Source organism: Rhodococcus koreensis, assembly GCF_900105905.1.
GTDB classification, from domain to species: Bacteria; Actinomycetota; Actinomycetes; order Mycobacteriales; family Mycobacteriaceae; genus Rhodococcus_F; species Rhodococcus_F koreensis.
On record NZ_FNSV01000005.1, the window covers coordinates 829710 to 856247 of the forward strand.

The 26538-nt window shown below is 65.6% G+C and carries 26 protein-coding genes and 1 pseudogene; 15 read left to right on the forward strand and 12 right to left on the reverse strand.

Going from position 1 to position 26538, the window contains the following annotated elements:
* Positions 1 to 16: 16 nt before the first annotated feature.
* Together BLV94_RS08480 and BLV94_RS08485 are read right to left on the reverse strand one after the other, a co-directional pair.
* Complete coding sequence (locus tag BLV94_RS08480) at positions 17 to 1363, reverse strand: amidohydrolase (RefSeq protein WP_083395528.1); 1347 nt, start codon at positions 1361 to 1363, stop codon at positions 17 to 19.
* A gap of 8 nt (positions 1364 to 1371) precedes the next feature.
* The gene (locus BLV94_RS08485) at positions 1372 to 2607 is read right to left on the reverse strand and encodes an MFS transporter (protein ID WP_244163562.1); all 1236 of its coding nucleotides are present in this window, start codon (positions 2605 to 2607) and stop codon (positions 1372 to 1374) included.
* A gap of 234 nt (positions 2608 to 2841) precedes the next feature.
* Between BLV94_RS08485 and BLV94_RS08490 the strand changes: the two genes are divergently transcribed.
* Positions 2842 to 3897, forward strand: a complete 1056-nt coding sequence (locus BLV94_RS08490; protein ID WP_083395530.1) for an Lrp/AsnC ligand binding domain-containing protein — start codon at positions 2842 to 2844, stop codon at positions 3895 to 3897.
* Positions 3898 to 4008: 111 nt separating this feature from the next.
* Here BLV94_RS08490 and BLV94_RS48640 read toward each other — a convergent pair whose 3' ends face one another.
* From BLV94_RS48640 to BLV94_RS08505, 4 genes are all read right to left on the reverse strand, one after another.
* Positions 4009 to 4350: a hypothetical protein gene (locus BLV94_RS48640; RefSeq protein ID WP_143051381.1), complete on the reverse strand. Its 342-nt coding sequence runs from the start codon at positions 4348 to 4350 to the stop codon at positions 4009 to 4011.
* A gap of 157 nt (positions 4351 to 4507) precedes the next feature.
* Positions 4508 to 4789 (reverse strand): DUF3263 domain-containing protein, encoded by a 282-nt coding sequence (locus BLV94_RS08495; protein WP_083395531.1) that lies wholly within the window; start codon positions 4787 to 4789, stop codon positions 4508 to 4510.
* Positions 4786 to 5901 carry a 2-oxo acid dehydrogenase subunit E2 gene (locus BLV94_RS08500; protein ID WP_072949456.1) on the reverse strand — a complete coding sequence of 372 codons (1116 nt, stop codon included), beginning with the start codon at positions 5899 to 5901 and terminating at the stop codon, positions 4786 to 4788. The genes BLV94_RS08495 and BLV94_RS08500 overlap by 4 nt, the downstream gene beginning before the upstream one ends.
* Before the next feature lie 16 nt (positions 5902 to 5917).
* Positions 5918 to 8254, reverse strand: a complete 2337-nt coding sequence (locus BLV94_RS08505; RefSeq protein WP_072949457.1) for a transketolase-like TK C-terminal-containing protein — start codon at positions 8252 to 8254, stop codon at positions 5918 to 5920.
* Between the two features lie 473 nt (positions 8255 to 8727).
* Between BLV94_RS08505 and BLV94_RS08510 the strand changes: the two genes are divergently transcribed.
* Complete coding sequence (locus BLV94_RS08510) at positions 8728 to 9210, forward strand: Lrp/AsnC family transcriptional regulator (protein ID WP_072949458.1); 483 nt, start codon at positions 8728 to 8730, stop codon at positions 9208 to 9210.
* A gap of 181 nt (positions 9211 to 9391) precedes the next feature.
* Positions 9392 to 11323: pseudogene (locus BLV94_RS08515) on the forward strand (acetolactate synthase large subunit).
* A 222-nt stretch (positions 11324 to 11545) separates the two neighbouring features.
* Here BLV94_RS08515 and BLV94_RS08520 read toward each other — a convergent pair.
* Entirely contained in the window at positions 11546 to 12421 is an 876-nt protein-coding gene (locus tag BLV94_RS08520; RefSeq protein ID WP_072949459.1) for a fumarylacetoacetate hydrolase family protein, read from the reverse strand.
* A gap of 240 nt (positions 12422 to 12661) precedes the next feature.
* Here BLV94_RS08520 and BLV94_RS08525 point away from each other — a divergent pair, with 240 nt between their 5' ends.
* From BLV94_RS08525 to BLV94_RS08560, 8 genes are all read left to right on the forward strand, one after another.
* Positions 12662 to 13684: an AraC family transcriptional regulator gene (locus BLV94_RS08525; protein ID WP_072949461.1), complete on the forward strand. Its 1023-nt coding sequence runs from the start codon at positions 12662 to 12664 to the stop codon at positions 13682 to 13684.
* Between the two features lie 286 nt (positions 13685 to 13970).
* Positions 13971 to 14543: a VOC family protein gene (locus BLV94_RS08530; protein ID WP_072949463.1), complete on the forward strand. Its 573-nt coding sequence runs from the start codon at positions 13971 to 13973 to the stop codon at positions 14541 to 14543.
* A 47-nt stretch (positions 14544 to 14590) separates the two neighbouring features.
* Positions 14591 to 15160 carry a flavin reductase family protein gene (locus tag BLV94_RS08535; RefSeq protein WP_072951563.1) on the forward strand — a complete coding sequence of 190 codons (570 nt, stop codon included), beginning with the start codon at positions 14591 to 14593 and terminating at the stop codon, positions 15158 to 15160.
* A 62-nt stretch (positions 15161 to 15222) separates the two neighbouring features.
* Positions 15223 to 16428: an acyl-CoA dehydrogenase family protein gene (locus BLV94_RS08540; RefSeq protein ID WP_072951565.1), complete on the forward strand. Its 1206-nt coding sequence runs from the start codon at positions 15223 to 15225 to the stop codon at positions 16426 to 16428.
* A gap of 71 nt (positions 16429 to 16499) precedes the next feature.
* A complete protein-coding gene (locus tag BLV94_RS08545; RefSeq protein ID WP_083395532.1) occupies positions 16500 to 17414 on the forward strand; it encodes an alpha/beta hydrolase in 915 nt (304 codons plus the stop codon).
* A gap of 27 nt (positions 17415 to 17441) precedes the next feature.
* Positions 17442 to 17939, forward strand: coding sequence for a hypothetical protein (locus tag BLV94_RS08550; RefSeq protein WP_072951570.1), 498 nt, complete (start codon positions 17442 to 17444; stop codon positions 17937 to 17939).
* A gap of 5 nt (positions 17940 to 17944) precedes the next feature.
* A complete protein-coding gene (locus tag BLV94_RS08555; RefSeq protein WP_072951586.1) occupies positions 17945 to 18223 on the forward strand; it encodes a hypothetical protein in 279 nt (92 codons plus the stop codon).
* Complete coding sequence (locus BLV94_RS08560) at positions 18220 to 18627, forward strand: nuclear transport factor 2 family protein (protein ID WP_072951572.1); 408 nt, start codon at positions 18220 to 18222, stop codon at positions 18625 to 18627. The genes BLV94_RS08555 and BLV94_RS08560 overlap by 4 nt, the downstream gene beginning before the upstream one ends.
* 55 nt (positions 18628 to 18682) lie before the next feature.
* Here the strand turns inward: BLV94_RS08560 and BLV94_RS08565 are convergent, their stop codons facing one another.
* Positions 18683 to 19570 (reverse strand): LysR substrate-binding domain-containing protein, encoded by an 888-nt coding sequence (locus tag BLV94_RS08565; RefSeq protein ID WP_072951574.1) that lies wholly within the window; start codon positions 19568 to 19570, stop codon positions 18683 to 18685.
* A gap of 140 nt (positions 19571 to 19710) precedes the next feature.
* On the opposite strand from BLV94_RS08565, the gene BLV94_RS08570 reads away from it, so the two are divergent.
* From BLV94_RS08570 to BLV94_RS08585, 4 genes are all read left to right on the forward strand, one after another.
* The gene (locus BLV94_RS08570) at positions 19711 to 20292 is read left to right on the forward strand and encodes a nuclear transport factor 2 family protein (protein ID WP_072951576.1); all 582 of its coding nucleotides are present in this window, start codon (positions 19711 to 19713) and stop codon (positions 20290 to 20292) included.
* Positions 20289 to 21392 (forward strand): amidohydrolase family protein, encoded by a 1104-nt coding sequence (locus BLV94_RS08575; RefSeq protein ID WP_072951578.1) that lies wholly within the window; start codon positions 20289 to 20291, stop codon positions 21390 to 21392. Before BLV94_RS08570 ends, BLV94_RS08575 begins: the two co-directional genes overlap by 4 nt.
* 9 nt (positions 21393 to 21401) lie before the next feature.
* On the forward strand, positions 21402 to 22394 hold the full coding sequence (locus BLV94_RS08580; RefSeq protein ID WP_072951581.1) for an amidohydrolase family protein: 993 nt from the start codon (positions 21402 to 21404) through the stop codon (positions 22392 to 22394).
* A gap of 88 nt (positions 22395 to 22482) precedes the next feature.
* The gene (locus BLV94_RS08585) at positions 22483 to 22926 is read left to right on the forward strand and encodes a DoxX family protein (protein ID WP_072951584.1); all 444 of its coding nucleotides are present in this window, start codon (positions 22483 to 22485) and stop codon (positions 22924 to 22926) included.
* A 389-nt stretch (positions 22927 to 23315) separates the two neighbouring features.
* Here the strand turns inward: BLV94_RS08585 and BLV94_RS08590 are convergent, their stop codons facing one another.
* From BLV94_RS08590 to BLV94_RS08605, 4 genes are all read right to left on the reverse strand, one after another.
* Entirely contained in the window at positions 23316 to 23891 is a 576-nt protein-coding gene (locus BLV94_RS08590) for an IS630 family transposase (protein WP_143051382.1), read from the reverse strand.
* Positions 23870 to 24397 carry a winged helix-turn-helix domain-containing protein gene (locus BLV94_RS08595; protein ID WP_208613698.1) on the reverse strand — a complete coding sequence of 176 codons (528 nt, stop codon included), beginning with the start codon at positions 24395 to 24397 and terminating at the stop codon, positions 23870 to 23872. Before BLV94_RS08595 ends, BLV94_RS08590 begins: the two co-directional genes overlap by 22 nt.
* A gap of 262 nt (positions 24398 to 24659) precedes the next feature.
* Positions 24660 to 25001 (reverse strand): hypothetical protein, encoded by a 342-nt coding sequence (locus BLV94_RS49965; protein WP_072951229.1) that lies wholly within the window; start codon positions 24999 to 25001, stop codon positions 24660 to 24662.
* A 345-nt stretch (positions 25002 to 25346) separates the two neighbouring features.
* A complete protein-coding gene (locus BLV94_RS08605) occupies positions 25347 to 26492 on the reverse strand; it encodes an acyl-CoA dehydrogenase family protein (RefSeq protein WP_072951231.1) in 1146 nt (381 codons plus the stop codon).
* Positions 26493 to 26538: the final 46 nt, after the last annotated feature.

Consider the following 26538-nt stretch of genomic DNA (forward strand, 5'->3'; position numbering starts at 1 on the left):
GGTGTCCTTGCTCTCGTCACCCGAAGGTCTTCTTGGTTTCCATGCTCCGGCGAATGGTCAGGTACTCGTCGCGGGTGAGCTTGGGTCCACTCCGATCGATGACCGAGGCAGCGTTCGCGGCCCCGTCGCAGAGCAGGTCGATGACGCTACTCGCGAGCAGTTTCGCGTTGTTGACCGCCGTGAGGACGTGATCGTCGATCTGATAGTCCTTGGAGTGGATTAGGCCGTCGCAACCGCTGCGCACGATGGGAAGCACCATCGGCATGAGCATCTGCAAGTCACCGGAATCCGTCGACGCACCATGCGCACCAGCATGACTGTCGATCTCGCTGTCACCGAAGAGGGTGCGGGCATTGGCGTCAACGACTTCTACCAGTGGCTCGTCCTGTGCGAAGGGGAAACAGCCCACTACGGTGTCGATTTCGACGCGTGCGCCGACGGCGATGGCGCCGGCGTGCATGCTGCGATCGATTTTCGCCGATGCGTCCTGCATCGCCTCTACTGAGCGTCCTCGGATCATGACTTCCAGATCGGTTGTTCCGGGGATAGTGCTGACCATGTCGCCGGAGTTGACGACGAGTTGACTCACCCGTATCGAGTCTTCGTCCCGGTAGGTCTCCTGCTGGCTGTCGATGGCTGTCATGGCGAGGGTGAGCGCCTTGAGGGCGTTGATCCCCTCGTGCGGGTTCTCGCCGGCGTGGGCGGTGAGCCCATGGAAGCGGACCTTTTTCAAGATAGCGCCGAGCCAGCTATGGTCCATTTCGAACAGCGATTCCTGGCCGCTGGTGCCGGGATGCGTGATCATTCCGAGGTCGATGTCGTCGAACTCGCCGAGGCGGATGAGTTCAGGTTTTCCGCAGACGAACTCGAGCTCTCCCGCGTCGCGTAGTGACAGTCGCCAGTCCACGTCGATGAGTTCCTCAGCGGGCACGCCGAAGAGCACGACGTCGCCGTCGAGGTGTTCCATGACCGCTTGGAGACCGAGTGCGGCGCCGATCATGGCTGCGATCTCGATGTGATGGCCACACGCGTGTGCGGCACCGGTATCCGGGTCGGCAAGCGGGTGATCGGGTGTGATGACGGAATCCAGTTCGCCGAGGATCGCCACAGTGAATCGATCCGATCGGCCACGCATGCGCGCCTTCACACCAGTGCGGGCCAGACCGGTGCGATAATCGAGCCCCATGTGCTCCAGTTGTTCGACGAGCCGCTGCGCCGTTCCATGTTCACGGAACCCGACCTCGGGGTTTCGCTGGATCTCGCGGCTGAGTTCAACGATTCTGTTGGTCTGCTCGTCGATTGTGGCGATCGCCATTGCCTTGAGCTCTGTGTGGGTCGCGTTCGTAGTCAGTGTCTTCTGCATGAGGTGTCCTAGTCGTCGAGTGAGATTGCGCGGGTCTCGGGCATAAACCACACCGTGATGGCCGATACAGCCATCAGGCCCATCACGTACAGGTTGAAGGCTGCGGGCATGTGCAGTTGGTCGAACAGGGAGAGCAGGTACGGGGCAGTTCCGCCAAAGATCGCGGTGGCGATGGAGTACGGGACGGCGGCGCCTGTCGTACGAATTCTCGTGGGGAACATCTCCGCGATTACGGCTGGCGTGATCGAGGCCAAACCTGCGATGAAGATCAGTGCGATGCCCATCGCGAGAAGCAATTGCCAGGCACTTCCTTGGATCAACCAGTTCAGCGGAAACATCAAGGCGATGAGTGATAGGAAGGAAGTCAATAGGACTGGACGTCGACCGATTCTGTCGGACAGTGCCCCCCAGAGCGGAAGTGCGATCATGAACAGCACCATCGCAATCGAGGCCATCCACAGTGCCGATGTCGGGTTGATCCCCCGTTCGGCGATGGCGAACGCGGGTGTCGCCACGGCCCACACGTAGTAGATGACCGTTCCCCCGACGCAGAAGCAGACGACTCGTACCTGCAACTTCGGGCGCCGACGGATCTCTTTCCAGATCGAATCGCTCGCCTGGTGTGAGTCGTCCGACTGGGTGCTCTCGAAGGCTTCCGTCTCGGGGAGGGCGGAACGAAGAATCAAGATGACGAGCCCGAGCGCACCTCCGATCAGGAACGGGATTCGCCAACCGAACGCGAACATCTGGTCCTTCGTCAGCAGTTCGCTCAGTAATGCTCCGAGTAGCGTGCCGAAGAGCACGGCAACTGAAATGGAGATGTACATCGAGCTCGACCACAGGCCCCGTGTTCGCGGTGGTGCGGCCTCGGCGAGATAGGTTTGCGCCGTCGGCACTTCGCCGCCGGTTCCCAGACCTTGGAGCAGCCGGGCGGAGACCAGGACGATCGGTGCCAGGACGCCGATCGACGCCGCCGTGGGTGTGAGGCCGATGAGCAGGCTGCCGGCCGCGGCGAGGCTGATCGACCACATCATCGCGAACTTCCGGCCCCGCCGATCCGACAGCCAGCCCAACACGAAACCCCCGATCGGTCGGGCGATGAAGCCCGCGGCGAAAACGGCGAGAGTCTTCAGCAGAGCCGCGCTGCCAGTCCCCGAGAAGAACTGGGCAGCAAAGAACACCGAGAACGTGGCGTAGACGCTCCAGTCGTACCATTCGATTGCAACGCCTGCTCCCAGGCTCACCAGTGTCCTGGCGGATCTAGGCCGGCGTTGCGCTTCGGCGGGTGCGGCATGATCGTTCGTCTCGGCGCTCGGTGAGCGGCCGGGTTCCAGAATCACAGTCTCGTCATGTGGGTCCATGGGGACGCCTCCAAGGTTCGGAAGTTCGGAGTCAGGCAGTGTGGGTTCGCGACGGTGCGAATGGCGATTGCGTCATACTGCATCGCGAGGCCGCACTGAGCCCGAGAATCGATAGATATGCTCATTCGACAGCGGAAGGATGGCGAGATCGTGCAAAGTGCCCTCTCGGAGGAGGACCTGGCGCTCATCCATGCCCTCCAGATTTGGCCTCGTGCGAGTTGGAGCGCACTCGCTCCGATCCTGGCCGCCTCGCCGATTACCCTGGCGAACCGCTGGAGCCGGCTCCGCGACGCCGGATTGGCGTGGGTCACCACAGTCCCGGTGCGCGGCCTGTACAGCGGTTACACGTCGGTGGCGCTCGTCGAAGTGGACTGCGCAAGAGATCTGTTCGACGATGTCGTTGCCCGCTTGGAGCGAATGGAACACGTGGTGGCGATCGAGCATGCCGCGCGCGGCCGGGACCTGCTATTGACCGTGAGCGCCACGTCATTCGATACCCTCGCCGCGTTCCTCGTCGACGAGTTGAATCGAATTCCCGGTGTGACATCCTCGCGGACACACCTGGCCGTCCGCGTGCATATGGAGGGAAGCCAGTGGCGTCTGGACGCACTGGATCCCAGCCAATGCGACGCGGTGACGACCTTGCTGCGCGAGTCGAAGGCGGTTGGGGAACCCGCGAATGTTCGATCGGCGATCTCATCCCGGATCGCCACTCTGGAGGAGCAACTCGCCTACGATGGCCGTTTCACTGCTGCGGAATTGGCGGAACGGCTGAGCCGTCCGCCGTCGACAATTCGTCGCCAGCTCACCACCGTGCTGGCGTCACGACACCTGGCTATCCGCTGTGAAGTTGCGCAATTGCACACTCGGTGGCCTATCACAGTGACGTGGTGGTGCCGCCTTCCCGGTGTACAGCTGCAGGAGACGATCGCTCAATTACGCAATGACGGCAGCGTCCGAATGTGCATGTCGCTCACCGGTCCGTCGAACTTCGCCGTCCAGGCGTGGGTCAGCGATATGGCTGATCTGATGGCCACTCAGGCACGCCTGGAGCAGATACTCCATCCCGGCGAGATCGCCGACAGCTCGGTGACACTTCGCACCCGCAAGAGAAATGGATGGCTCCTGCATCCTGACGGCCGATCCCGTGGCGAGCACACCCGACTCACGTAGATACTCAGACCGAGCGGCCGCCATCGTTGGTTGGGATTGTGCGGGCGAACTCGATGCAGGAGGTTGGTTTTTGATCATGCGGATGATCGAATATCGTTATATTGTCATCGGTTACGCAGGTTCGGCGTCGTCGATCGGTGGGTGCCAGTGTTCTTTCCGTCGATCGATATCATGATTTCGAGGACGCGGCGATTCTCCGATCACGAAACGCACCGCTTCGTCGACATTGGTCGCGTGAGCACCTCGTAGTCGCATCCCGGAGTGGAACGTGTCCACAGGAAGAATCTTCTTGTCATGCTCGCGACGACTTTCTGTTGATGCAGACAAGCTCGAGACGGCCGAGGTCTCGAAGAGGCTGCATGCACGGGCGCACCATCGCTGGTCGTCCGCACGGTCGAGGCTGGCGATGGCCTCCTCGAGACACTGATCAGTCGGATCGAGGCGCTCGGCCAAATCCGCACCGCCTTCGTTCCGACCAGGGCCCACACCACATAACCCGTTCGGGTGTACTACGCATTCGTGACCGGCCGAGCCCCCCCACCGGTTGGAGCCGGCACACGCCGATCTCTCAACCTGTGCGCGCGTAACACGGGCACAGGATGAGAGTTGTTCACCACAAAGGTCGGGATTTGGCTAGCGTGAGTTTCTGCTGGCAGAGCTCGACGATGCGCTGCCGATCCACCGGGTCGAGCGGCGGGCTGGGCGGAGTCTGCAAGATCGTGAGAACCCGCCGGTAATAGGCCGTGGGGTCGATTCCGAACTCGGGGAGGATGTACTCATCACCCCCGTCGAACGACATCCACTGCGCTGCGAAGTCAACCATGCGAACGGCGTCAGACCAGACCGGTCGCCCGTCCAGCGCCGCGCTGGTCCGCGAACTCAGCGTGCTCACTGCAGTTCCGAGGGGTCGAACCCGGCTTCCAGACGCTGCTGGACGGCGCTCAGGTAGCGGGCGGCGTCGGCGCCGTCGACGATGCGGTGGTCGTAGGACAGCGACAGGTACGCCATCGACCGGACTTCGATCTGCAGTGCTCCGCCCTCGCCGCGGGTGGGGACGAGGCGTTCGACGACGGTCCCGATGCCGAGGATGGCGGACTGGGGTTGGTTGATGATCGGAGTGTCGAACAAGGCCCCGCGGCTGCCGGTGTTGGTGATGGTGAACGTGCCGCCGGACAGGTCGTCGGGGCGGATCGTTCCCGACCGCACGCTGTCCGCGGAATCGGCAATCCGCCGGGCGAGTTCCGGGATGCGTAGCGCACCTGCATCGCCGATGACGGGCACCATCAAACCCTTGTCGCTGTCGACGGCCATCCCGAGGTGCACCGCCGAGTGGTAGGTCACCTCGGTGCAGTCGGCATCGAGCGAGGAGTTGATCACCGGGTGCTCGTCGAGCGCCTCGACGGCGGCGACGACGAAGAACGGCAGAAACGACAATTTCACCCCGGTCCGGCGGTGGAATTCCACCTTCGCCCGGCCGCGCAGCCGGGCGATTCCGGTGACGTCGACCTCGACCACGGTGGTCAATTGCGCTGATGTCTGCAGGGATTCGACCATCCGCCTGGCGATGGTGCGGCGAATCCGGGGAAGCTTCTCCACCCGATCGCCACCGACTGCCGGCGCAACGGTCGATGCCGGTGCCGGTGCCGGCGTCGGGGCGGGTTGCGGGATGGGGTCCGTTGCCGGTGCCGGGGTCGGCGTGGCCACGGGGGCCGGAGCCGGAGCCGGAGCCGGTGTGGCCGCGGCGGCGCCTTCCTCCGCGCCGAGCACCGCGACCACCGCACCAACCTCGACCAGCGCGTCTTCCTGCGCGACGATCTCGAGAAGAATGCCGGCTGCGGGGGACGAAATTTCGGTGTCGACCTTGTCGGTGGCCACCTCGAGCAACGGTTCATCGTGCTCGATGCGGTCACCGGGGGATTTGAGCCAGCGGGTGATGGTCGCCTCGGTGACATTCTCGCCGAGTGACGGCAATACCATCGCGGTGCCGTTGTGGGTTGTGGTCATGTCACGTCTTTCGGGGTCAGTCGACGAGGTTGAGGGCGGCACGGACGATGCTGTCGGTGTCGATGCCGTGGTAGCGGTAGACATCGTCGAGGGAGCCGACCTGCCCGAACTTGCTGACACCAAGCGCCGCACCGGGGACGTGGTTGATCCCGGTCAGGAACGCCAGGGTGTGCGGGTGCCCGTCGAGGACGGTCACCATCGGCGCCGCCCGGCCGGCGGGGAACACCTGATCGAGGATCCACGACGGGCCGTCGGCGAGGCCGCGGCGCGCCTGGACCGCCTCGAACAACAACCCGGGGCTGGTCACACACACCACATCCGCGGCGATCCCCTGCTCGGCCAACCGGTCGGCGGCCGTGAGGGTTTCGGTGAGCATCGCACCCATGCCGACCAACGTGACGGCGGGCTTGTCGGTGTGCCGCATGGTGTACCCCCCGGCGACCACCTGCCGGCGACGACGATCCCGCGCCGCGGGATCGGTGGGGACGGCGGCGAGGGTCTGATCGACCGGGCGGGTCGACAGCCGCAGGTACGACGAGGAGCCGTCCGGGCGGCCCAGGCGAGAGATGCTGTCGAGCAACGTCCACTCGACGTCGATCGCGAACGCTGGCTCGTAGCTCACGCAGCCGGGCTGCTCGAGGCCGATCGAGGGGGTCTTGATCGACTGGTGCGCCCCACCCTCGGCGGCGAGAGTCACCCCGGACGGGGTGCCGACCAGGATCGACTGCCCACCCGCATAGATCCCGTACGACCAGGGTTCGAGGGCGCGTTCGACGAACGGGTCGTACATCACCCCGATCGGGAACAGCGGCTGCCCCCACCGACTCCAGGTGGCACCGAGCTCACCCATCAACCCGACCAGATTCGTCTCCGCGATGCCGAGTTCCATGTGCTGCCCGGTGGGCTTCTCCCGCCAGTGCATGATCGTCTCGGCGTCGTCGTCGAACCAGTTGCGCCGCTCGTTCGGCGACCACACCCCCACCTTGTTCAGCCACCCCGCCAGATTGGTGGTGGAGGAGACATCGGGGCTGACGGTGACCACCCGCTTCGCCGCCTCCGGGGCCTCCCGGGACAGGTCCAGCAGCGCGCGACCCAGGGCGGCCTGGGTGGTGGACGTCCCGGACGGGGTGCGGCCGATGTCCGCCGGCACCGAAGGAGGGGTTGCCGGTTCGACGGGCTCGCGGGTGAGCCATTCGGCGGAGGCGGCGCAGACGCGGCCTGCGGTGCTGTCGGTGTCGAACCGGGCCCAGGGGTTGTTCGGGTCCATGCCGAGTTCGGCGGCGAGCTGTTCGTACTGTTCGACGGTCAGCAGCGAGGAGTGATTCTGCGGATGCCCCTGCGTCGGCAGACCACGGCCCTTGATGGTGTAGGCGATGATCACCGTGGGCCGGGTGTCGTCGATCTGCCCGTACGCCGCGCGGAGGGCGTCGAGGTCGTGGCCGCCGAGGTTGCGGATCGCCCGCAGCAGGGTGTCGTCGTCCAGGTCGGCGATCAGCGACGCGATCGCGGCGGCGTCGGGGCCGTCGCCGGGCAGCCGCACCCGCAGCTGCGCGGCGTCGCAGCGCAGCAGCCGCTGGTACTCCGGGTTGGGCATGTCCAGGATCCGGGTGCGTAGCGCCGGCCCACCTGCCCGGGTGAACAGTGACTCGAGCAGGGTCCCGAATTTGACGGTGATCACCTGCCACCCGGCGGCGGAGAACATCGCCTCGAGCCGGCCGGCAGCGATGTTCGGCACCACCCGGTCCAGGGACTGCCGGTTCAGGTCGACGATCCACACGATCTCCCCGAGCTCGGACACCGAAGTGTCCAGGATCGCCTCCCACACCGCACCCTCGTCCAGTTCGGCGTCGCCGACGAGGGAGTACTGCCGGCCCGTCCCGGCGCCGCCGATGGTGGTGTCGACGTAGCGGCGGGCGATGGCACCCCAGATCGGGGCGGTCGCGCCGATGCCGACCGAACCGGTCGAATAGTCCACCGGATCAGGATCTTTCGACCGGCTGGGGTACGACTGGAGGCCACCGAACTCCCGCAGCGTCGTCAGATACTTCTCGTCCAGCTCGCCGAGCAGGTAGTTGATGCCGTGCAGCACCGGGGAGGCGTGGGGTTTGACCGACACCCGATCCCCCGGCCGGAGCTGCTCGAACCACAGCGAGGTCATGATGGTCGCGATCGACGCGCACGACGCCTGATGCCCACCCACCTTCAGGCCCGTCGGGTTCGGGCGAACCCGGTTGGCGTGGTGGATCATTGCGGTCGAGAGCCACAACACGCGCTGCTCGATGTCACGCAGCGTTTCCAAGTTGTCACCGGCGATCGGGGCGTGCGTGTCGGCGGACGAGGTCGTCGCGGTCATGGGTCACTTCCTGGCTGTAGCGCAGCGGGGCTGCGGGTGTGTTTTCGATATCTCTTGGTCGGTAGAAGGCCTCACCGTGGTGCGGTCTACGACGGGTTGTTACCTAGGTCACGCTCGAGTCTTACGCTAGGGCCGGTCCACGGTCGCAACTAGCCGGTTTGCGCGATGAGCCGTCCACTAGACGAACTGTGTCCACCGTTGCGATCGTTGCCTCGGTGTTACGTCGAGAACCACAAGAGGCCGGTACTTCCGCGGCGCCCAGGTCATGAGCGAGGCGGAGAGGTGGTGACGGGTAGTCGGACCTGTGGGCACCGAACCGACCTGCGGGCGGCATGGCACCGTCCGTGTGTTGCGATCTCATGTGCAGATCTCCCGCTACAGTCGACCACCGGCATACACTTCCGCAATACCGACCGCAGAATTTCAGCATTCTGCGAACCATCCACTCATGGACCCTGCTGGAGGTTGGCAGAATGCCCACCACGACCACCGTCGATTCGATCGACGCGAAGATCCTCAGTGCCCTGACAGAGGAACCCCGGGCCACGGTGATCGCCCTTGCCGACAAGACCGGCTTGTCCCGCAACACGGTCCAGGCGCGCCTCGGCAAACTCGAGAAGCAGGGTGTGCTGCAGTCATTCGAGCGCCGCATCGACCCCGGTGCGCTGGGATACCCGCTGACCGCGTTCATTCTGACCAGCGTCACCCAGCGCAAACTGACCCGAATCGCCGACGCCCTCGACGACGTTCCCGAAGTGGTCGAGGTGCACGGGCTCAGTGGCGCCACAGACCTTCTCGTACATGTCGTCGCCCGCGACGCCGACGACCTCTACCGCATCGCCGGCCGCATACTCGACATCGACGGCGTCGAGCAGACCACCACTTCTCTCGTAATGCGCAAGCTAGTCGACTACCGCGTGACGCAGCTGCTGACCTCACTCGCCAATCCGTCCTGATCTCAACTCGCGTTGGGCATTCTGCCCACGGTCACGCGCCTCGACGCGGAGGTTTCGCGCAGATTGCTGAAACTCGTTGGAGCCGATTGCCGTCGAACGAAGTTCGTGTTTCACTGGGCACTCGTGCTCACCCATCCGCGAGCACTGCACCCTTCTTGCGCACCATCCTCCGATCCCGAGGATGTCCGGCAGGCCGCGAAGCCAGAAATCTGCTCCTTCGCCCGGCTGTGCCGATTCGACAGCCGAACCAGATTCAGAGGACATCCCCGTGAGTGCACCCACCCGACTCCGTGAGGAACAGCAAACCCACGCCGAGATCCGACACCTACCCGAACGCGTCACCGGAGCGCAGGCCGTCGTGCGGTCCCTCGAAGAACTCGACGTCGACTGCGTGTTCGGGATTCCGGGCGGAGCGATCCTGCCCGTCTACGACCCACTGCTGGAATCGACCCGGGTGCGGCATGTGCTGGTCCGCCACGAGCAAGGCGCCGGGCACGCCGCCACCGGCTACGCCCAGGCCACCGGCAAGGTCGGGGTCTGCATGGCCACCTCAGGCCCCGGCGCAACCAACCTCGTGACCCCACTCGCCGACGCGCAGATGGACTCCGTCCCCGTCGTCGCGATCACCGGACAGGTCGGCCGCGGGCTCATCGGCACCGACGCCTTCCAGGAAGCCGACATCTGCGGCATCACCATGCCGATCACCAAACACAACTTCCTGGTCACCGACCCCGCGGACATTCCCCGAACCATCGCCGAGGCCTTCCACATCGCGTCGAGCGGTCGGCCCGGCGCGGTGCTCGTCGACATACCGAAGGACGTCCTGCAAGCGACGACCACGTTCTCGTGGCCGCCGGAGCGGTGTCTGCCCGGCTACCGCCCGACCACCACACCGCACTCCAAGCAGATCCGCGCGGCAGCCGCGTTGATCAACTCCGCCGCCGCCCCGGTGCTCTACGTCGGCGGCGGCGTGATCAAGGCCGGTGCCGCAACCGAATTGCGTGAACTCGCGGAACTGACCGGCATTCCCGTCGTCACCACACTGATGGCGCTCGGCGCGTTCCCCGACAGCCATCGGTTGCACTACGGCATGCCGGGCATGCACGGCACCGTGGCCGCCGTGGCTGCTATGCAGCGCAGTGACCTGCTGATCACCCTCGGCGCACGGTTCGACGACCGCGTCACCGGTCACGCCGCATCCTTCGCCCCCTACGCGAAGGTGATCCACGCCGACATCGACCCCGCCGAGATCGGCAAGAACCGAAAGGTGGATGTCCCCATCGTCGGTGACTGCAAGAAGATCGTCCGCGCACTCATTGACGCCCTCCGCCTCGAAACCGACGCCGCCCAGGATCGCGAAGGGTGGCGGGCCTCGCTGGACGAGGTGCGACACACCTACCCGGTGAGCTACGACCGGCCGGCCGACGGGGCGCTCTCACCGCAACTGGTCATCGAGGCGGTCGGGAAGGCGGCCGGCCCCGACGCGATCTACGTTTCCGGTGTCGGCCAGCACCAGATGTGAGCGGCCCACTTCATCGGGTTCGAGAAGCCTCGGACATGGCTGAACTCCGGCGGCCTCGGCACGATGGGATATGCGGTCCCGGCCGCGCTCGGCGCGAAAATTGCTGCGCCCGAACGCGAAGTGTGGGCGATCGACGGCGACGGCTGCTTCCAGATGACCAACCAGGAACTCGCCACAGCCGCGATCGAAGGTGTTCCGATCAAGGTGGCCGTCATCAACAACGGCAACCTCGGCATGGTCAAGCAACTCCAGGCCATCCACTACGACGGACGCTACTCCAGCATCGACCTCGCCACCCACTCGCGTCGGATACCCGACTTCGTCAAACTGGCCGACGCACTCGGCTGCGTCGCCCTGCGCTGTGAGCGGGAGGACGATGTCGAATCCGTCATCGCACAAGCGCGAGCGATTAACGACCGGCCGGTGGTGATCGACTTCGTCGTCAGCGACGATGCCCTCGTGTGGCCGATGATCGCCGCCGGCGCGAGCAACGACCAGATCATGGCCGCCAAAAACATCCGCCCCCTCTTCGACGACGAAGATGCAACGGAATACGGACCGATGCAGGCACCGGCCGCAACGGAGGAGTGAAATCGCCCGACCGTGGTGAGCATCGCTTGGAACCTCGCGCACCACCACAGTCTGGAGGCGGACGTTCCGCAGTGCCCGACGACGATACGGTCTCACCGGCTTCGCCAATGATGCTGCCGCAGAGGGTCCTCTGCCGGTAGACACCCGGCAGTTCCTGGGCTCGATGACCGAACATAGGTTCGCCCTGGACCAAGCGTCCGGGGCGAACCTATTGGCTGCCAGTTAACTTCGATCGGCGACGAACCGCTGGTGCAGCTCGCCGATTCCGTCGATCCAGCTGGTCAGCTGCTCACCCGGCTGCAGGAATCGCGGCGGCTTCTGCCCGATACCCACTCCGGCGGGAGTGCCGGTGAAGATGACGTCTCCGGGATAGAGGGTCACAGTTTCCGACAGGGCGGCGATCACCGACGGCACCGGGAAGATCAGGTCGCTGGTCCGACTCTTCTGGACCTCCTCGCCGCCGATGGCGCAGCCCAACTCCAGGTCGTCGGGGTTTGCGAACTCGTCGGGGGTGACCAGCCACGGCCCCTGCGGAGAGAAACCGGCAAAGGACTTGCCCAACCCGAACTGGGCTGCCGGGCCACGCAACTGCGAGATGCGTTCGGAGATATCCTGCCCCACCGTCAGACCCGCCACGTGCGACCAGGCGTCGGCGACGGCGACGCGGCTCGTCTCGCGGCCGATGACGACGACCAATTCCACCTCCCAGTCGACATTGCCGCCGGCCGGGATGCTCACCTCGCTGTCTGGTCCGGAGAAGCTGGAGACATACTTGGTGAACACCGGCGGCAGCGCAGTGGGTGAGTCGAATCCGGACTCGGCCGCGTGATCGTGGTAGTTCAGGCCGATGGCGAACACCTGCCGCGGAGCAGGGGACGGCGCCCCGAGCCGGCTCCGGTCGATCGCGACCGCGTCCCGGGCGAGGGCGGGAAGGTCCTCGCCCTCCACCCACGCGATGACCTCGTCCCACACCGGGTAGACGTCGGCCAGTGCGGGACCGAATCGGCCCCGCGACGCGGTGGCCAGATCCACCGCCCGCTCGGCTCCGACCTCGCCTGCCACCAGAGCGGCACGATCGTCGATATTGGCTAAACGCATGAAATCCTCAATTTCGTCGTGGTACTGCCAGAGGCGGGATGACAACGTCCCGCACAGTGGGCTATAAAGTGTGACCCAGGTCATGGCCGACTCGAACCTAAGCGGAGACCCGCCCCCGCGGCTATCCGATACGCGCACCGGAACGTCCGACCCGCGAAGTACTACCGGTGGGACTGTGGGCTCCGTCACAACCGGGCCTCGTATCATGGGACCGAGAACACCAGAAAGCAAGGATCAACCATGGTTGATGTGCCGGCGTCAGCATTCACCGACGAGACCGCTCGGTCTCGGCGCGGGATCTTCTGCGCCACCGATGACTTCGACGTCTATCGGGCCAGCATCAACGATACCTTTTACCCGGCGCGGCTCGAGATCGTCGGTGGGACTCAGCAGCTGTCGGATGCGCGGATGCTGGCGGTACGCCTGACCCATATGACCGTCGGCATCGTCCGATTCGGCGCCGATGTCCTGATCGACCCGGGCGCCGTCGGCGGCTATCACATCGACCTACCGCTCACGGGTTCGCTGGAAACCAGCTGCGGCCCGCAGAATGTGGTGGCGACCCCGCAGCGGGCGGCGGTGTACACCCCCGGCGAGCACACCTTCCTGTCGCGATGGGCCGCCGACAACACCCAGGTCAGCATCAAGATCGATCGGGCCGCGCTCGAACAGGAACTCGGTCGGATCCTCGGCAGACCGGTGAACGGGCGGGTGCGCTTCGACATCGGTTTCGACCTGACCACCACCGCCGGCCGGCGGTGGGCGTCGACGCTGCAGATCCTGCTCGACACGATCGCCGACCCCGGGCCGATTCCTGATCCTGCCCTGATCGCGCAGGTCAGCCACCTCGAACGTGCCCTGATCAGCGGGTTGCTGGCCAATCAGGGGCACTCGATGAGCGAAGCGATCCTCAGCAGCGGCGAGGACTCCGACAATCCGGCAGCGGTGCGCAAGGTCCTCGACCTACTTCAGGCGGCACCGGGGGCCCAGCACACTGTCTCCGATCTCGCCGAGGCCGCCGGGGTCGGCGTGCGGCAACTGCAAAAACTGTTCCTCGATCGGTTCGAGATGAGCCCGTCGGAGTATGTGCGCAATCTGCGCCTCGACGGGGTGCGGACCGATCTGCTCGAACGCGACCCCGACTGCACGGTGAGTGAGGTCGCGTTCCGGTGGGGGTTCAACCACCTCGGCCGGTTCGCGCAGTACTACGAGCAGAAATTCGGCGAAACTCCCTCGCGGACACTCGGCACCCGCCAGAGCTGACGACGGCGTCGTTGCCCTGTCAGCAACGCTCTGCGCCGGTTCGCGTACTGGACGAACGGTAGCGCAAACCGGATATTCAGACCCCCGCGCCGGCTCTAACGTGAATCTCAACCGGAAGTGAGCTAGGTAACAGGAAACGAAGAGGCAGTCTCAGGTCACCGATCGCCCCGGAAGGGGTCCCGGCCCTGGGGCATGCGCACGCGAACCCGTTGCCGGACAAGCTCACCCGTTTCACCAACGTAGCCAGCGGTGCTTTGCGCACCCCTCCCCAGGAGAGTGAACCGTCATGTCGGCAATCCCGAAATTCGCGCACGTTGTCTTCCAGACCGCCCAGCCCACCGAAATGCGAGACTTCTACTGCACCGTCCTCGACGGCCACGTCGTCTACCAGGACAAGGCGTTGTGCTTCATCACCTTCGACGAGGAACACCACCGCGTCGCCCTGCTGACCCCACCCATGCCGCTCGAGCGCAAGAGCCCGATCACCGCGGCCGCGCATCACGTCGCCTACACCTTCGACCACCTCGACGACCTCCTCGACCGCTACGAGCTGCTCCGCGACAAGGGGGTTCTGCCCGCCGTCTCCATCGCACACGGGGTGACCACCTCGCTGTACTACCAGGACCCGGACGACAACTTCGTCGAGATGCAGATCGACAACTTCGCCGAACCCGAGCAAGCCACGGAGTACATGCACGGTCCCGAATACGCCGGCGACTCCGTCGGGCCCGCGTTCGATCCCGAGGCGATGCTGGTTGCCCGCCGCAGGGGTGCTTCCGTCGACGAACTCACCAACCGTGTCTGGGCCCTGAAGGCCGATCTGCCCGACCCGATGACCGTCCTCGTCGGCGCCCACTGACCCACCCACCCACCCACCCACCCACCCACGACCCGGGGAGGCCCATCATGACCACCACCTCCGACATCGCGCCCACCACCGAGTCCGGCATCGATCCGAAGCGTTTCCGGGATCTGATGGCCCGGGTCTGCGCACCGGTGACGATCGTGACCACCACCGACGACGAGGGCCCGCACGGGGCGACGGCGAGCTCGTTCGCGGCCCTGTCCCAGGATCCGCCGCTGATCACCGTGGCCTTCGACCGCCGATCGGCACTGCTGGCCCGGATCGTGGCTGCGGGCCGGTTCGGGGTCAACCTGCTCCACCACGGGCAAGAGGACCTCGCGATGCGTTTCGCCAGCCGCGGTACCGGCGGTGAACGATTCGCCGGAACCCCGTGGCACACCGACACCGGGCTTCCCCGCCTCGACGATGCCGCCGGCTGGGTGACCTGCGAGCTGTACGACACCGTCGAGGGCGGTGACCACCTGCTCCTGATCGGACTGGTCGCCAAGGCCTGCAATGTCGAACGGCCGCCACTGGTCTACGCCAATCGCACCTTCGGCACCCACTCCCGGTTCACCGAACGTCCCCGCCGACCGATCATCGACCACATCACCGCCTGCACCCCGGACTGACGGCCCCGTCCGGTCCGGTAATGCCGCCCTCCCCCGTCCGCAGAACTTCGAAGGAATTCCCTATGACTACCGTCACCGATGCCCCGCACACCACCGTCCCCAGTGCCGACGAGATCGTCGGCCGCGTCCGCGATCTGCAGCCAGTGCTGGCGAAGAATTCCGCGCAAGGAGAAGCGGACCGCCGCGTCGTCGAGGAGTCGATCACCGCCCTCACCGACGCCGGCGCCTTCAAGGTCGCCCAGCCCCGCCGCTACGGCGGCTACGAGACCTCCATGCGCACCATGCTCGACGTCTCGGCGGCAGTAGGCGAGGCCGACGGCGGCACCGCTTGGGTGGTCACCCTCTGCAACGTCTGCGCCTGGCTGACCGGCCTGTTCCCCGAAGAGGCACAGGACGACGTCTGGGCCGACACACCTGATGCGAAGGTGTCCGGAGTGCTCTCCCCGACCTCGGAGGCAGTGAAGGTCGACGGCGGCTTCAAGGTGACCGGCCGCTGGTACTACAACTCCGGCTCCTGGCACGCGAGTTGGGCGGTCCTGGGCATCCCGATCACCAACGCGGACGGCGAGGTGATCGACCAGGGACTGGCCCTGATCCCCCGCACGGATCTCGGTTTCGAGGAAACCTGGTTCGTCGCCGGCATGAAATCCTCCGGGTCGAACTGCCTGATCGCCACCGACGTATTCGTCCCCGAGCACCGCATCCTGCCCGTCCCCGCCGCGATCGGCGGCGACTACGCCACCGAGCACACCGACGAGATCCTGTACCGGTCGGCGTTCGTTCCGCTGCTCTCGCTCGTGCTTGCCGGCCCGCAGCTCGGCATGGGACGCAAGGCCCTCGAACTGGTCACCGCCAAAGCCGACACGAAGGCCATTTCCTACACCTTCTACACCGCCCAGTCCGACTCGGTGGCCTTCCAGCTCCAGATCGCCGAGGCCGCGATGCTCATCGACACCGCCCACCTGCACGCCTACCGGGCCGCCGACGACATCGACACCGCCGCGGCGAGCGGCGTCTACCCCGACGTGATCGCCCGTACCCGTGTCCGCGCCGACACCGGCTGGGTCCTCGACCACATCACCAAGGCCATCAACATCCTCGTCTCCGCACACGGCGCCGGCAGCTTCGGGGAAAACAACCCGCTGCAACGCATCTGGCGTGACTCGAATGTCGCTGCACGCCATGCGGTCACCTTGCCGGCAGTCAACTACGAGGTCTACGGCAAGGCCCTCCTCGGCCGCGACGACCAGATCACTCCTCTCATCTGACCATCCAACCCGCGGGTGAGGCGGCCGACGGCGCTCACACGCATCCGCCTCACTCGAACGGAGACGACCTCATGCGTACACTCAGCACTGTGGTACAGAGCCACCGCCTTGCGGCGCACCTGTATCCCTCGGAGCACCGGAACCCGCAAGTGCCGCTGCTCGTTGCCCTGCACGGTGGTCTCTACACCGGGCGGTACTTCGATGTGCCGGGCTCGGCTGCCGGATCGTTCGCGGAAATCGCCAACCGCAATGGATTCGACCTGATCACCATCGACCGCCCCGGATACGGCGACAGTGACCCTCTTCTCGCGGAAGAGAACACGTTCGCCCGGCAAGCCGAACTACTCGACAACGGCATCGAAGAACTACTCGCCTCGGACGACAACGCTGCCGGTGTCGTACTCGTGGGGCATTCCATCGGCGGGATGATTGGCCTCGAGATCGCCGCCCGGCGTCCTTCCTGGTGTCTGTTCGGGATCTCGGCCACGGGGATGGGCGCACGCATTCCCTCTCACGGCGCGGCCGAAGAACTCGGCGCCCTGCCCCTGCACGGGATCGTGGACGTCCCGATACCCGAGCGGGAAAAGCTGTGGTACGGACCGGAGGGCAGCTACACCGCGGCGGCAGTCGAGGCCGCACGGCACTCCTATGCCCCGGCGCCCATGGTAGAACTGGCCGCTGCACCGAGGTGGGCGGCCACACGGCTCGACCCTGTCGCCGCCGACATCGACGTCCCGGTACACCACGCCCTCGCCGAATTCGATGCACTCTGGGACTCTTCCAGCGACGCCCGCGAACTCTTCATTTCGAAGTTCCCCGGCGAGCTCCGCGTCACGTCCGAGATCGTCCCAGGTGTGGGCCATTGCCTCGACCACCACCTCACCGGCGCTGCCCTGCATCTGCGGCAGCTTGCCTTCGCCCTCGACTGTGCCTTGGCTTCCCACTCCACGCGCCCACGCCGGGGCGTCTCTGCTCCTGCACGCTGACTCACCGAATCGAAGGTAAGAAAAGCCATGTCCGACAACACCACCCATCCCGACTGCCTGATGTGCGTCCAAGAGAAGTCCGGTCAAGACGCGGCCGTCTTCCGCGACAACCTGTGGGCCGGGGAAATCGTTACCGGCATGGAGGTGCCCGGCTGGTTCGTGCTGCGAGCCCGCCGGCACGCCGAACGCATCACCGGCCTCGACGACACCGAACTGGACACCCTCGGCCGCCGGGCGCGCGATCTGACCGCAGCAGTCACCGAGGTCACCGGCGCCCCCGCGACCTATTTGATGGTCTTCGGGGAAAACCACAAGCACTTCCATGCCCTCATCGCCGCCCGAGGGGACGACGTTCCCGCCGACCGGCGCAGCGGCAACATCCTCAAACTCGTCACCGAACGGGCAGATCCCGTGGCCGCCGCCGGGCTGCTTCCCGCGGTACGGGAAGCGTATGCCCGCCATGCGTCGGCGACCATTTCTGCCGACGGTTCCGCGCCGGTCCATCACGCGACACACCAGAGGTGAACACCATGGCGACGATCTTGCAGCCAGAACAGCATTCACACTCCTCCAGCGGAGGGACACGCGAGATCGTCGGATTCGCCCTGCGCTGGGCGCCGTTCGACAGCGGTGACGAATACATCCTTCCCCAGTTCGGGATCACGCCTGCGACGTTCTATCGACGGCTTGCGGAGATCCTCCGCGACGGCCACACCCGTCTCGATCACGGTGTCCGCGAGATTCTCACCGGATTGTGCCGCAACAGACTGCCCGACGCTCCGTTCAGCGATCAGGTGCCGACCCGGTGACCGGACACCTGACCGAATTCTGCGACACCGGCTACCGGACAGATGTTCTCGACGCCGACAGCGCCCGGCTCGTGGCGATGACCGATGGCGACCTGGACACCCTGGATGCGCTGATCGCCGACGGCGCGCGCTACATTCACTCCTCGGGCGAGATCGACACCAAGCGCGAGTACCTGACGAAGCTGGCCACCGGCCAATTCAGGTATGCGGCGGTCACCGCGGAGAATCCTCACGTAACCGCTCTGGGATCAACCATCGCGCTCACCTACCGCATGCACGCGCAGCTGATCTTCCCCACCGGTCCACGCCAGATCCATGCCCGCGCCACCGCGGTCTGGCGGCGATACGACGACAGAATCCGTCTCGAGCTGTTCCAGTCCACCCCGATGCCGGCCGAGTCCTGATCGCCGTGTCGTCCACCCCGCCCTACCCGCCCGGACCATCCGTGGTGGGACCCGGCTACGCGGTCGCCGAGCGCGCGATCTCCAGCAGCGCTCGCGCCGCCCCGCTGGTCTCCTCACGCCTGCTCAGGACCAGCAACTCCGCGACGATGCCCGATTCTTCCAGGGGACGAAATGTCAGACCCGGGATCGCGATGTGCGCGGTCTGCGCCGGAACCAGCGCCACCCCGAGCCCGGCGGAAGCCATGGCAAGCACGCTCAGAGTGCTCGACAGGTGCCGAAAGCAGTCGGGGGGATGTCCACCGAGTTGCGCCTTCAGGTCGTCAACCGTCGAATCATCCTCGCCGCCCTCCGAATACACGAGCAGCAGCTCCGCCCCCAGGTCCCGGAACGGGACAGTGCTTCGGTCAGCAAGCCGGTGCCGATCCGACATCGCCACAACCAGCGGCGAGGTCCCGATTCGGTCGGCGCGCAGGTCCGGATGCACCACCGCACCGAATCCCGGGCTGTACCCGACGTCCAGTTCACCGGACAGGATCGCCTCCCCCTGCGCCCGCGGCACCAGCTCCCGCAACTCGATCCGAGCCTGCGGGTACCGCCCGTGGAACACCTCCAGGTCCCGCCCGAGCTTGCCGATCAATACCACCACCCCCGCAAAACCGACGCGCACGGAGCCGATCTCACCACGCAGGGAGCGCTGCGCCGTCGTCTTCGCCCACTCCGCCTGGACCAGCGCCCGCCGAGCCTCGACCAGGAAGGCGGTGCCCGCCTCGGTCAACTCGACGCGGCGACTGGTCCGCACGAACAACGGCCCACCCAGTTCCTTCTCGAGTGCCCGAACCTGCATGCTCAGCGTCGGCTGCACCACATGCAGCCTCTCCGCGGCGCGGCCGAAATGCCGCTCTTCCGCGACCGCCACGAAGTACCGCAGATGACGCAATTCCACCGCTCACCACCATCCATCATTCAAGATGATCAATCAGTCAGATCTTTCTCATTGTAATGATGACGGCTGGGGAGCACGCTGAAACAGGACCGCCCGACACCTCGGGCCCGACCCCATACAGCACGAAAGCGAAGACACGAATGGATTCCTACCTCGCCGACCGACGAGCGATCGACGACCTGATGACCGGATGGATCCGCCGCGACCTCGCCCAGTGGGACGCGATGCGAGAGTTGTTCCACCCCGATGGTGTCATCGAAATTACTTGGTTCACAGGGCTCTTCACCGACTTCGTCGATGCTTCCGCCCGGATGGGCGAGTCCGATCTGCGGACCAAGCATGTCATCACTTCTCCGGTCGTGACGTTTCGCGGCGATCGGGCGGTCGCCGAGACCAATGCGATGGTCGTCGCCGAGAACGTGGCACTGAAGCTCGGCTGTCTCAGCCACAATCGATTCCTCGACCGCGTCGAGAAACGCGACGGCATCTGGAAGATCGTCGACCGTCGCAGCATCTACGACATGGGCTCGTTCACCTTCCCCTGCGGCATCGTCGACATCGACGCCGACACCACTACGAAGTACCCACCCGAGTACGCCGCCCTGGCTTACCTGCTCGACAAGAGCGGCTTCCCCGTCACCGGCGCTTTCGCCACCAAGGGCAGCGACCTCGAAGCCAGCATCAAACACTCAGCACAGCTGTGGTTGGAGGACAAGCAATGACCACCCGTATCACCGACGTCCGTGTGTTCGACGGCGAACAACTGCTCCCCGACCGCAAGGATGTCACCTTCGACGCCACCGGGATTATCGCCATCGACCCCGCAGGCACCAACCATGGACGCGAAACCGTCACCGACATAGACGGTTCCGGCGCCACCCTGCTGCCCGGGCTTATGGACGCACACATTCATCTACACAGCAGCGACACTCTTCAGCAGCTCGCGAGCTTCGGCGTGACCACCGGCCTCGACATGGCCACCTGGCCGGCCGGGAAACTCGCCTCACTCCGCGACATCGCCGGACGCGAGGGTCTCGCCGACCTCCGCAGCCCCGGCCTGCCTGCGATCGGTCCTGCCGGCAACCATGCCCGCTTCGTTCCCGAAGAGGCTGTGGTCACCAACCCCGACCAGGCAGCGCGATTCGTCGACGCATGCAACGCCGAGGGCGCCGACTACATCAAGATCGTGGCCGAGGCACCCGGTGATGGCGGACCAGATCAGCCCACCCTGACCGCACTCGTGGACGCTGCGCACGAACACGGGAAGAAAGTCATTGCGCACGCCGCCACTCACGGTGCCTTCGCGATGGCACTCGACGCCGGGGCCGACATTTTCACCCACATTCCGCTGGGTCCGCCCCTGGACGCCGACACCGTAAAACGCATGGCAGACAACGACGCGGTTGCCGTCCCCACCTTGACCTTGATGGAGGGGATCGCATCGTCACACGGAAACGCGCAGGCGTTCGCCGGATCGCTGCGCAGCGTGACCGCACTGCAGCAGGAAGGCGTCACGGTGCTGGCGGGCACGGACGCCAACACCGAACCCGGTGCCCCCACTCAGGTCGCACACGGGACGAGCCTGCACCACGAACTCGAACTGCTCGTCGACGCCGGCCTGACCCCGACAGACGCGCTGCGCGCGGCGACCAGCCGCACCGCCGACGTGTTCGACCTGCCCGACCGCGGCCGCATCCGTCCCGGACTGCGTTCGGACCTGCTGCTCGTCGACGGTGATCCCACCGCCTCCATCGCAGCGACCGGCAACATCCGCGCCGTCTACATCGCCGGAGTACCCGTTCATCGATCCGCCGCCGAATAGGGAGCACCCATGAGGATCATCACCCTCGAGGAGCATTACCTCGACCCTGCGATCGCCGCCGCCAGCTCCCCACTTGCCCGAGAACTGAGCCCTGACTTCGCTGCCGCCTACGATCCTGCCAGCGGGCTCAGCTACACCCCCACGGCACAGGTACTGCAGGATCTCGGCGAAGGCCGGATCGCCGACATGGACACCCACGGCATCAGCATGCAGGTCCTGTCGTGCCTGACCACCCAGCAGGTCCCGGCGGACGTGGCACCGGAACTGGTCCGCGCCGCCAACGACACCGCCGCGGCCGCCGTCCGCGCTCACCCGGACCGCTTCGCCGCGTTCGCCGCCCTGCCGACCACCGCCCCCGACGCGGCCGCCACCGAACTCGCCCGCTGCATCGACGACCTCGGATTCGTCGGCACCATGATCAACGGCCGCACCGACGGACAGTTCCTCGACGCACCCCGCTTCGACCCGATCCTGGCCACCGCCGCCGCCCGCAATGTGCCGATCTACCTACACCCGGCGGTGCCGCCCCGCGAAACCTCCGACTCCAACTACGCGGGGCTGGCGCCGCTGGTCACCGCGCGGCTGCAGACCAGCGCCTGGGGCTGGCATCAGGAAACCGCCGTCCACTTTCTGCACCTGGTGCTCTCCGGAGTCCTCGACCGCTACCCGAACCTGCAGTTCATCCTGGGGCATTGGGGCGAGATGATCCCCTTCTACCTCGACCGGCTCGACGAAGCCCTGCCGCAGTCACTGACCAATCTCGACCGCGCCATCTCAGACTACGTCCGAGGCAACGTCTACATCACCCCGTCGGGGATGTTCAGCCAGGCGCAACTGCAGTTCTGCGTGGAAACCCTCGGCGTCGACCGGATCCTTTACTCCGTCGACTATCCCTTCCTCGGCAACGATGGTGCGGTCGCCTTCCTCGAAGAAGCAAACCTACCCGACGAGGCGAAACACCAGATCGCCCACCAGAACACCGAAAAGCTCCTCGGCGTCTGACACACCACCACGGGCCGACGCGCCAATCATCTCGGCACAGAGCCGCAACTCCATGCGCATCGACCCAACAAGAAAGGTTCACCCCCAAATGAAGACCGCCACACTGCTCCGCGTCGGAGCACGGATAGCCACCGGATCCACCTACGCTGTGCTCGGCTGGGACGCCCTCCGCACCCCCGGCGCACGTGTGCAGATGGCCACCGGCGCTCTCGACGCGATCCGGAAGATCCTGCCGTTGCCACAGAACGACGAACTGATCGTCCGCGGCAACGCTTCGGTACAAGCAGTCGGAGGGTCACTCCTCGCGGTCGGCGTCTACCCCCGAGCCTCCGCACTGGCCTTGGTTCTTTCCCTCATTCCCACGACCATCGCCGGACACAACTTCTGGGCAATCGACGATCCCGCCGCGCGCAAGCTGCAACGGACCCAATTCCACAAGAACGTCGCCATGTTCGGCGGACTGCTCTTCGCAATGGTCGACTCCACCAACTACCGCCGCGCACCGGCACCGAAGACTCAATTGGCGTCGTGACGTCCTAACCACCGACACTCCCGGCACGCCGACCAGCGCCAGTACCCATGGTGTACGTCTATCAGTCAACTCACATCCGCCGTGAGCAAACGCTTCCCACAGGTCTGATACCACCTGCTGCGCCTATTTCACCCTGACGGTGGCGCTCCCAGTGGGTCGCACAGGTGCTGCAGCAAGACTTGGGCCGCGCGCCCCAACGCTACGCAGCGAAACAGGTGTGATTGGCAGCCCCTCTTACGCGTGATTGCCGCACCATCAGTTCGGGGAGATACCAAGGCATGCACCATCGCTCGCCACAGGTGAAGATCCCTCCATCCCTCGGGTGTTCACCCAATAGGCCATGTTGGGTTCACCTATTAAAGATGTTTCGGTAATTGAGTGAGAACTGATCATAAGGAAAGTCCGGTGTGGTCGAGGAAGCTCTGACACAGGTCGTAGCTCGAGCCGACTCGGGTCAGCCCGAACTCGGTCGCCACGCGGACCTCGTCGAGGGTATCGGGGCACAGGTTGGCCAGTTCGGTGGATTTCATGTTGCCCCAGACCTGTTCGATCGGGTTGAGCTCAGGAGCATAGGCAGGGAGGCGTTCGACGTGGAGCCAGTCGCGTTGGGTGGCCAGCCACGCGGTCATCGCGCGGGACCGGTGGGCCATGAGCCCGTCCCAGATCACGATGACCTTCTCGCCGGCGAAATGGGTGCGTAATTCGGTGAGAAACTCGATGAGCTTGTCGGTGTTGTAGGCGCCGTCGGTCATGGAGAACACGAACGCGCTGCGACTGCGGTCGTGTCGATAGGCCAGGACCCCGGCCATGGACATGCGTTTCCAGGAGAATCGATGATGCAGAACCGGTGTCACGCCTTTCGGCGCCCAGGTTGCTCGGACCACCGGGAGCAGCGACACACCGCTTTCGTCCTGGAAGCAGATCCATGCACCTTGGCGCCGCGCTATTTTTTTATCCGCGGCCACTCGTTCTCGCGCCAGGCGACGATGGCGTCCTCGTCGCGTTCGACTGCCCGCCGTGCGGGACGCTGGCGGCTCCAGCCCAGCCTGGTCCGCAGGATCGTCCAGGTCTGGGTGGGTCCGTAGGTCACGCCGGTGAGCCGCTCGATCACGATCGCGACCCGGCCCAGCGTCCACACCCCGGTCGCGAAGCCGTGAGCCTGGGGCCCTTTCAGCAATTCCTCTCGGATCACGGCGATCTGGGCGTCATCGAGCCGGGACCGACGTCCCGCGCGACCGGCACCTTCCAATGCCTCGTTGCCTCCTTCGATCCACTGTCGATGCCAGCGTGAGGCGGTCTGCTGGGAGACCTCCAACTCGACCGCGACATCCACCTGCCGCCGCCCTGCGGCGAACATCTCCGCGGCCTGCATCCGCCGGTCACGCAACGCCCCGAGGTCACGGCGACCGCCGCGCCGCTTGACTTTCCGGGCGTCGGACCCCACGCCGGAACCGGTTTCCTTCCCTGCCATTCATCAATGATCAAGCAGCACGGTGCGAATCACGCGCAACGACACACCCTATTACCGAAACATCTTTAGGCCCGGGATCGGACTCGGACCCTACTTTCTGCGCATTCGACGCTGTGACGCCCGCTTCTTCGGTCGGTGTGCGAGACGTTCGACTCTGTGGTGCGGTGAATCTGGCGAACCCGTGCCCGATAATGGGTCATTTTCGACGGACAGGCGAGGTCGGCCACCGGGATCCGTGGATTCCGTTGCCGGGGCGGGGTAGCTATCTGCCCGGTCCCCTGGCAGCCAGAGATGCTGCGTGGCGAGTGGCGGATGGGGTGCTGCGCCGCCGCCGTCGGGGTCGGCGTTCGGGCTCCGGCTCGCCGAGGAACCGACCCCAGGAATCGAGAACCTCGCGCCGGGTGGCCCAGTCGTGCAGGTTCAGGATGTTCAGGGCGACGAGGGTGAATCCGGCGAGCAGGGTGTAGCGGCGGAGTCCGCAGCCTCGGAAGTACCCGCGGTGCACACCGAGCCGGTTCTGCTTCAGGTCGGCGAACACACTCTCGATACCGACCCTGCGGTGATAGGACGCCTCCCAGTCGAGGGTGCCGTGCTGGAACGGCACCGCAGGTCCGGGTAGTCCGTGTCGGAGAGGGTGATCGTGCGCCCGCAGCCGAAGGGTGTACCCGGGCAGGATGGACGGCGGGCCCGCGGTAACGGCGTGCCCCGTCGGGTTGGCGGGCGTCGTGCGTGACGAAGGCGTAGGCCTGGCGGGCCTGGTGCCGGCGGTCGAGCCGCCCGCGCACGCCGACGTCCATCTTGGTGTCGATCGGCTCGATGTCGTGCAGCCCCGCAGGAAGACTCACCAAACTCGGATTCACCTCGCTTCCCCTCGTGGGACCGCTGGGTACACGCGAGCCCGAGGGCTGGCGGCCAGCTCTTGGTCGAGAACCGCCGCGGACCCTAGCCGCTACAGCGACTTCGCGATGATTCCCTTCATCACCTCGTTGGCGCCCGCGTAGATCTTCTGGACGCGGGCGTCCTCGTACATCCGGGCGATCAGGTACTCACGCATGTACCCGTAACCACCGTGCAACTGCACGCACCGGTCGATCACCGCACACTGCTGCTCGGTGAGCCAGTACTTGACCATCGCCGCCTCGGACGGATCCAGTTCCCCGCGCAGGTGCGCCTCGATGCAATGGTCCAGGAACACCGCACACGTGCGGGCGATGGTCTGACACTCGGCCAACTCGAACGCCGTGTTCTGGAACTCGAACAGACTGTGCCCGAACGCCTGCCGCGACTTCGTGTACGCCACGGTGTCCTCCACCGCACGAGTCATCGCCCCGGACGCCTGCGCGCCGATGATCAACCGCTCCTGCACCAACTGCGCCATCAACTGCCCAAAACCCTGCCCCTCCGCCCCGAGCAGATTCGACACCGGCACCCGCACATCGGTGAACGACAACTCCGACGTGTCGGCGCCGTGCTGACCGACCTTGTCCAACACCCTCCCGACGGCGAACCCGGGGCAGTCCCGCAGATCCACGATCAGCAGCGCCACCCCCTTCGCGCCGACCTTCGGGTCGGTCTTGACCGCCAGCACGATCATGTCCGCGGACGCGCCGTTGGTGATGAACGTCTTCGACCCGTTGACGATGTACTCGTCGCCGTCCCGGATCGCGGTGGTCTTGATCGCCTTGAGATCCGACCCGGCGCCGGGCTCGGTCATGCCGATGGCACCGAGGATCTCCCCGGTCGCCATCCCCGGCAGCCAGGTCGTCTTCTGCTCCTCGGTGCCGTACTCGAGGAGGTAGTGCGCCACGATCCCCGAATGCACCGAGATGCCGAGCGCGAGGTCGCCGGCATAGCCCTGGGCCTCGAACACGGCGAGGTCGTGGGCGAACGTGCCGCCACCGCCGCCGTACTCCTCCGGGATCGAGCACAGCAGCAAGCCCAGTTTGCCTGCGGCGAGCCATACCTCGCGGTCGATGCGATGCTGAGCGTCCCACTTCTGGTGGTGCGCGACCACCTCGCGTTCGAAGAACCCGACCGCGAGTTCGGACAGAGCCCTCACCTCGTCGTCGTGCCAGGAGGGTGTGTGCTTGTTCATGATGTTTCTTTCTCGGATGGTGTCGTTGCGCGGGGCTCCGCAGTCG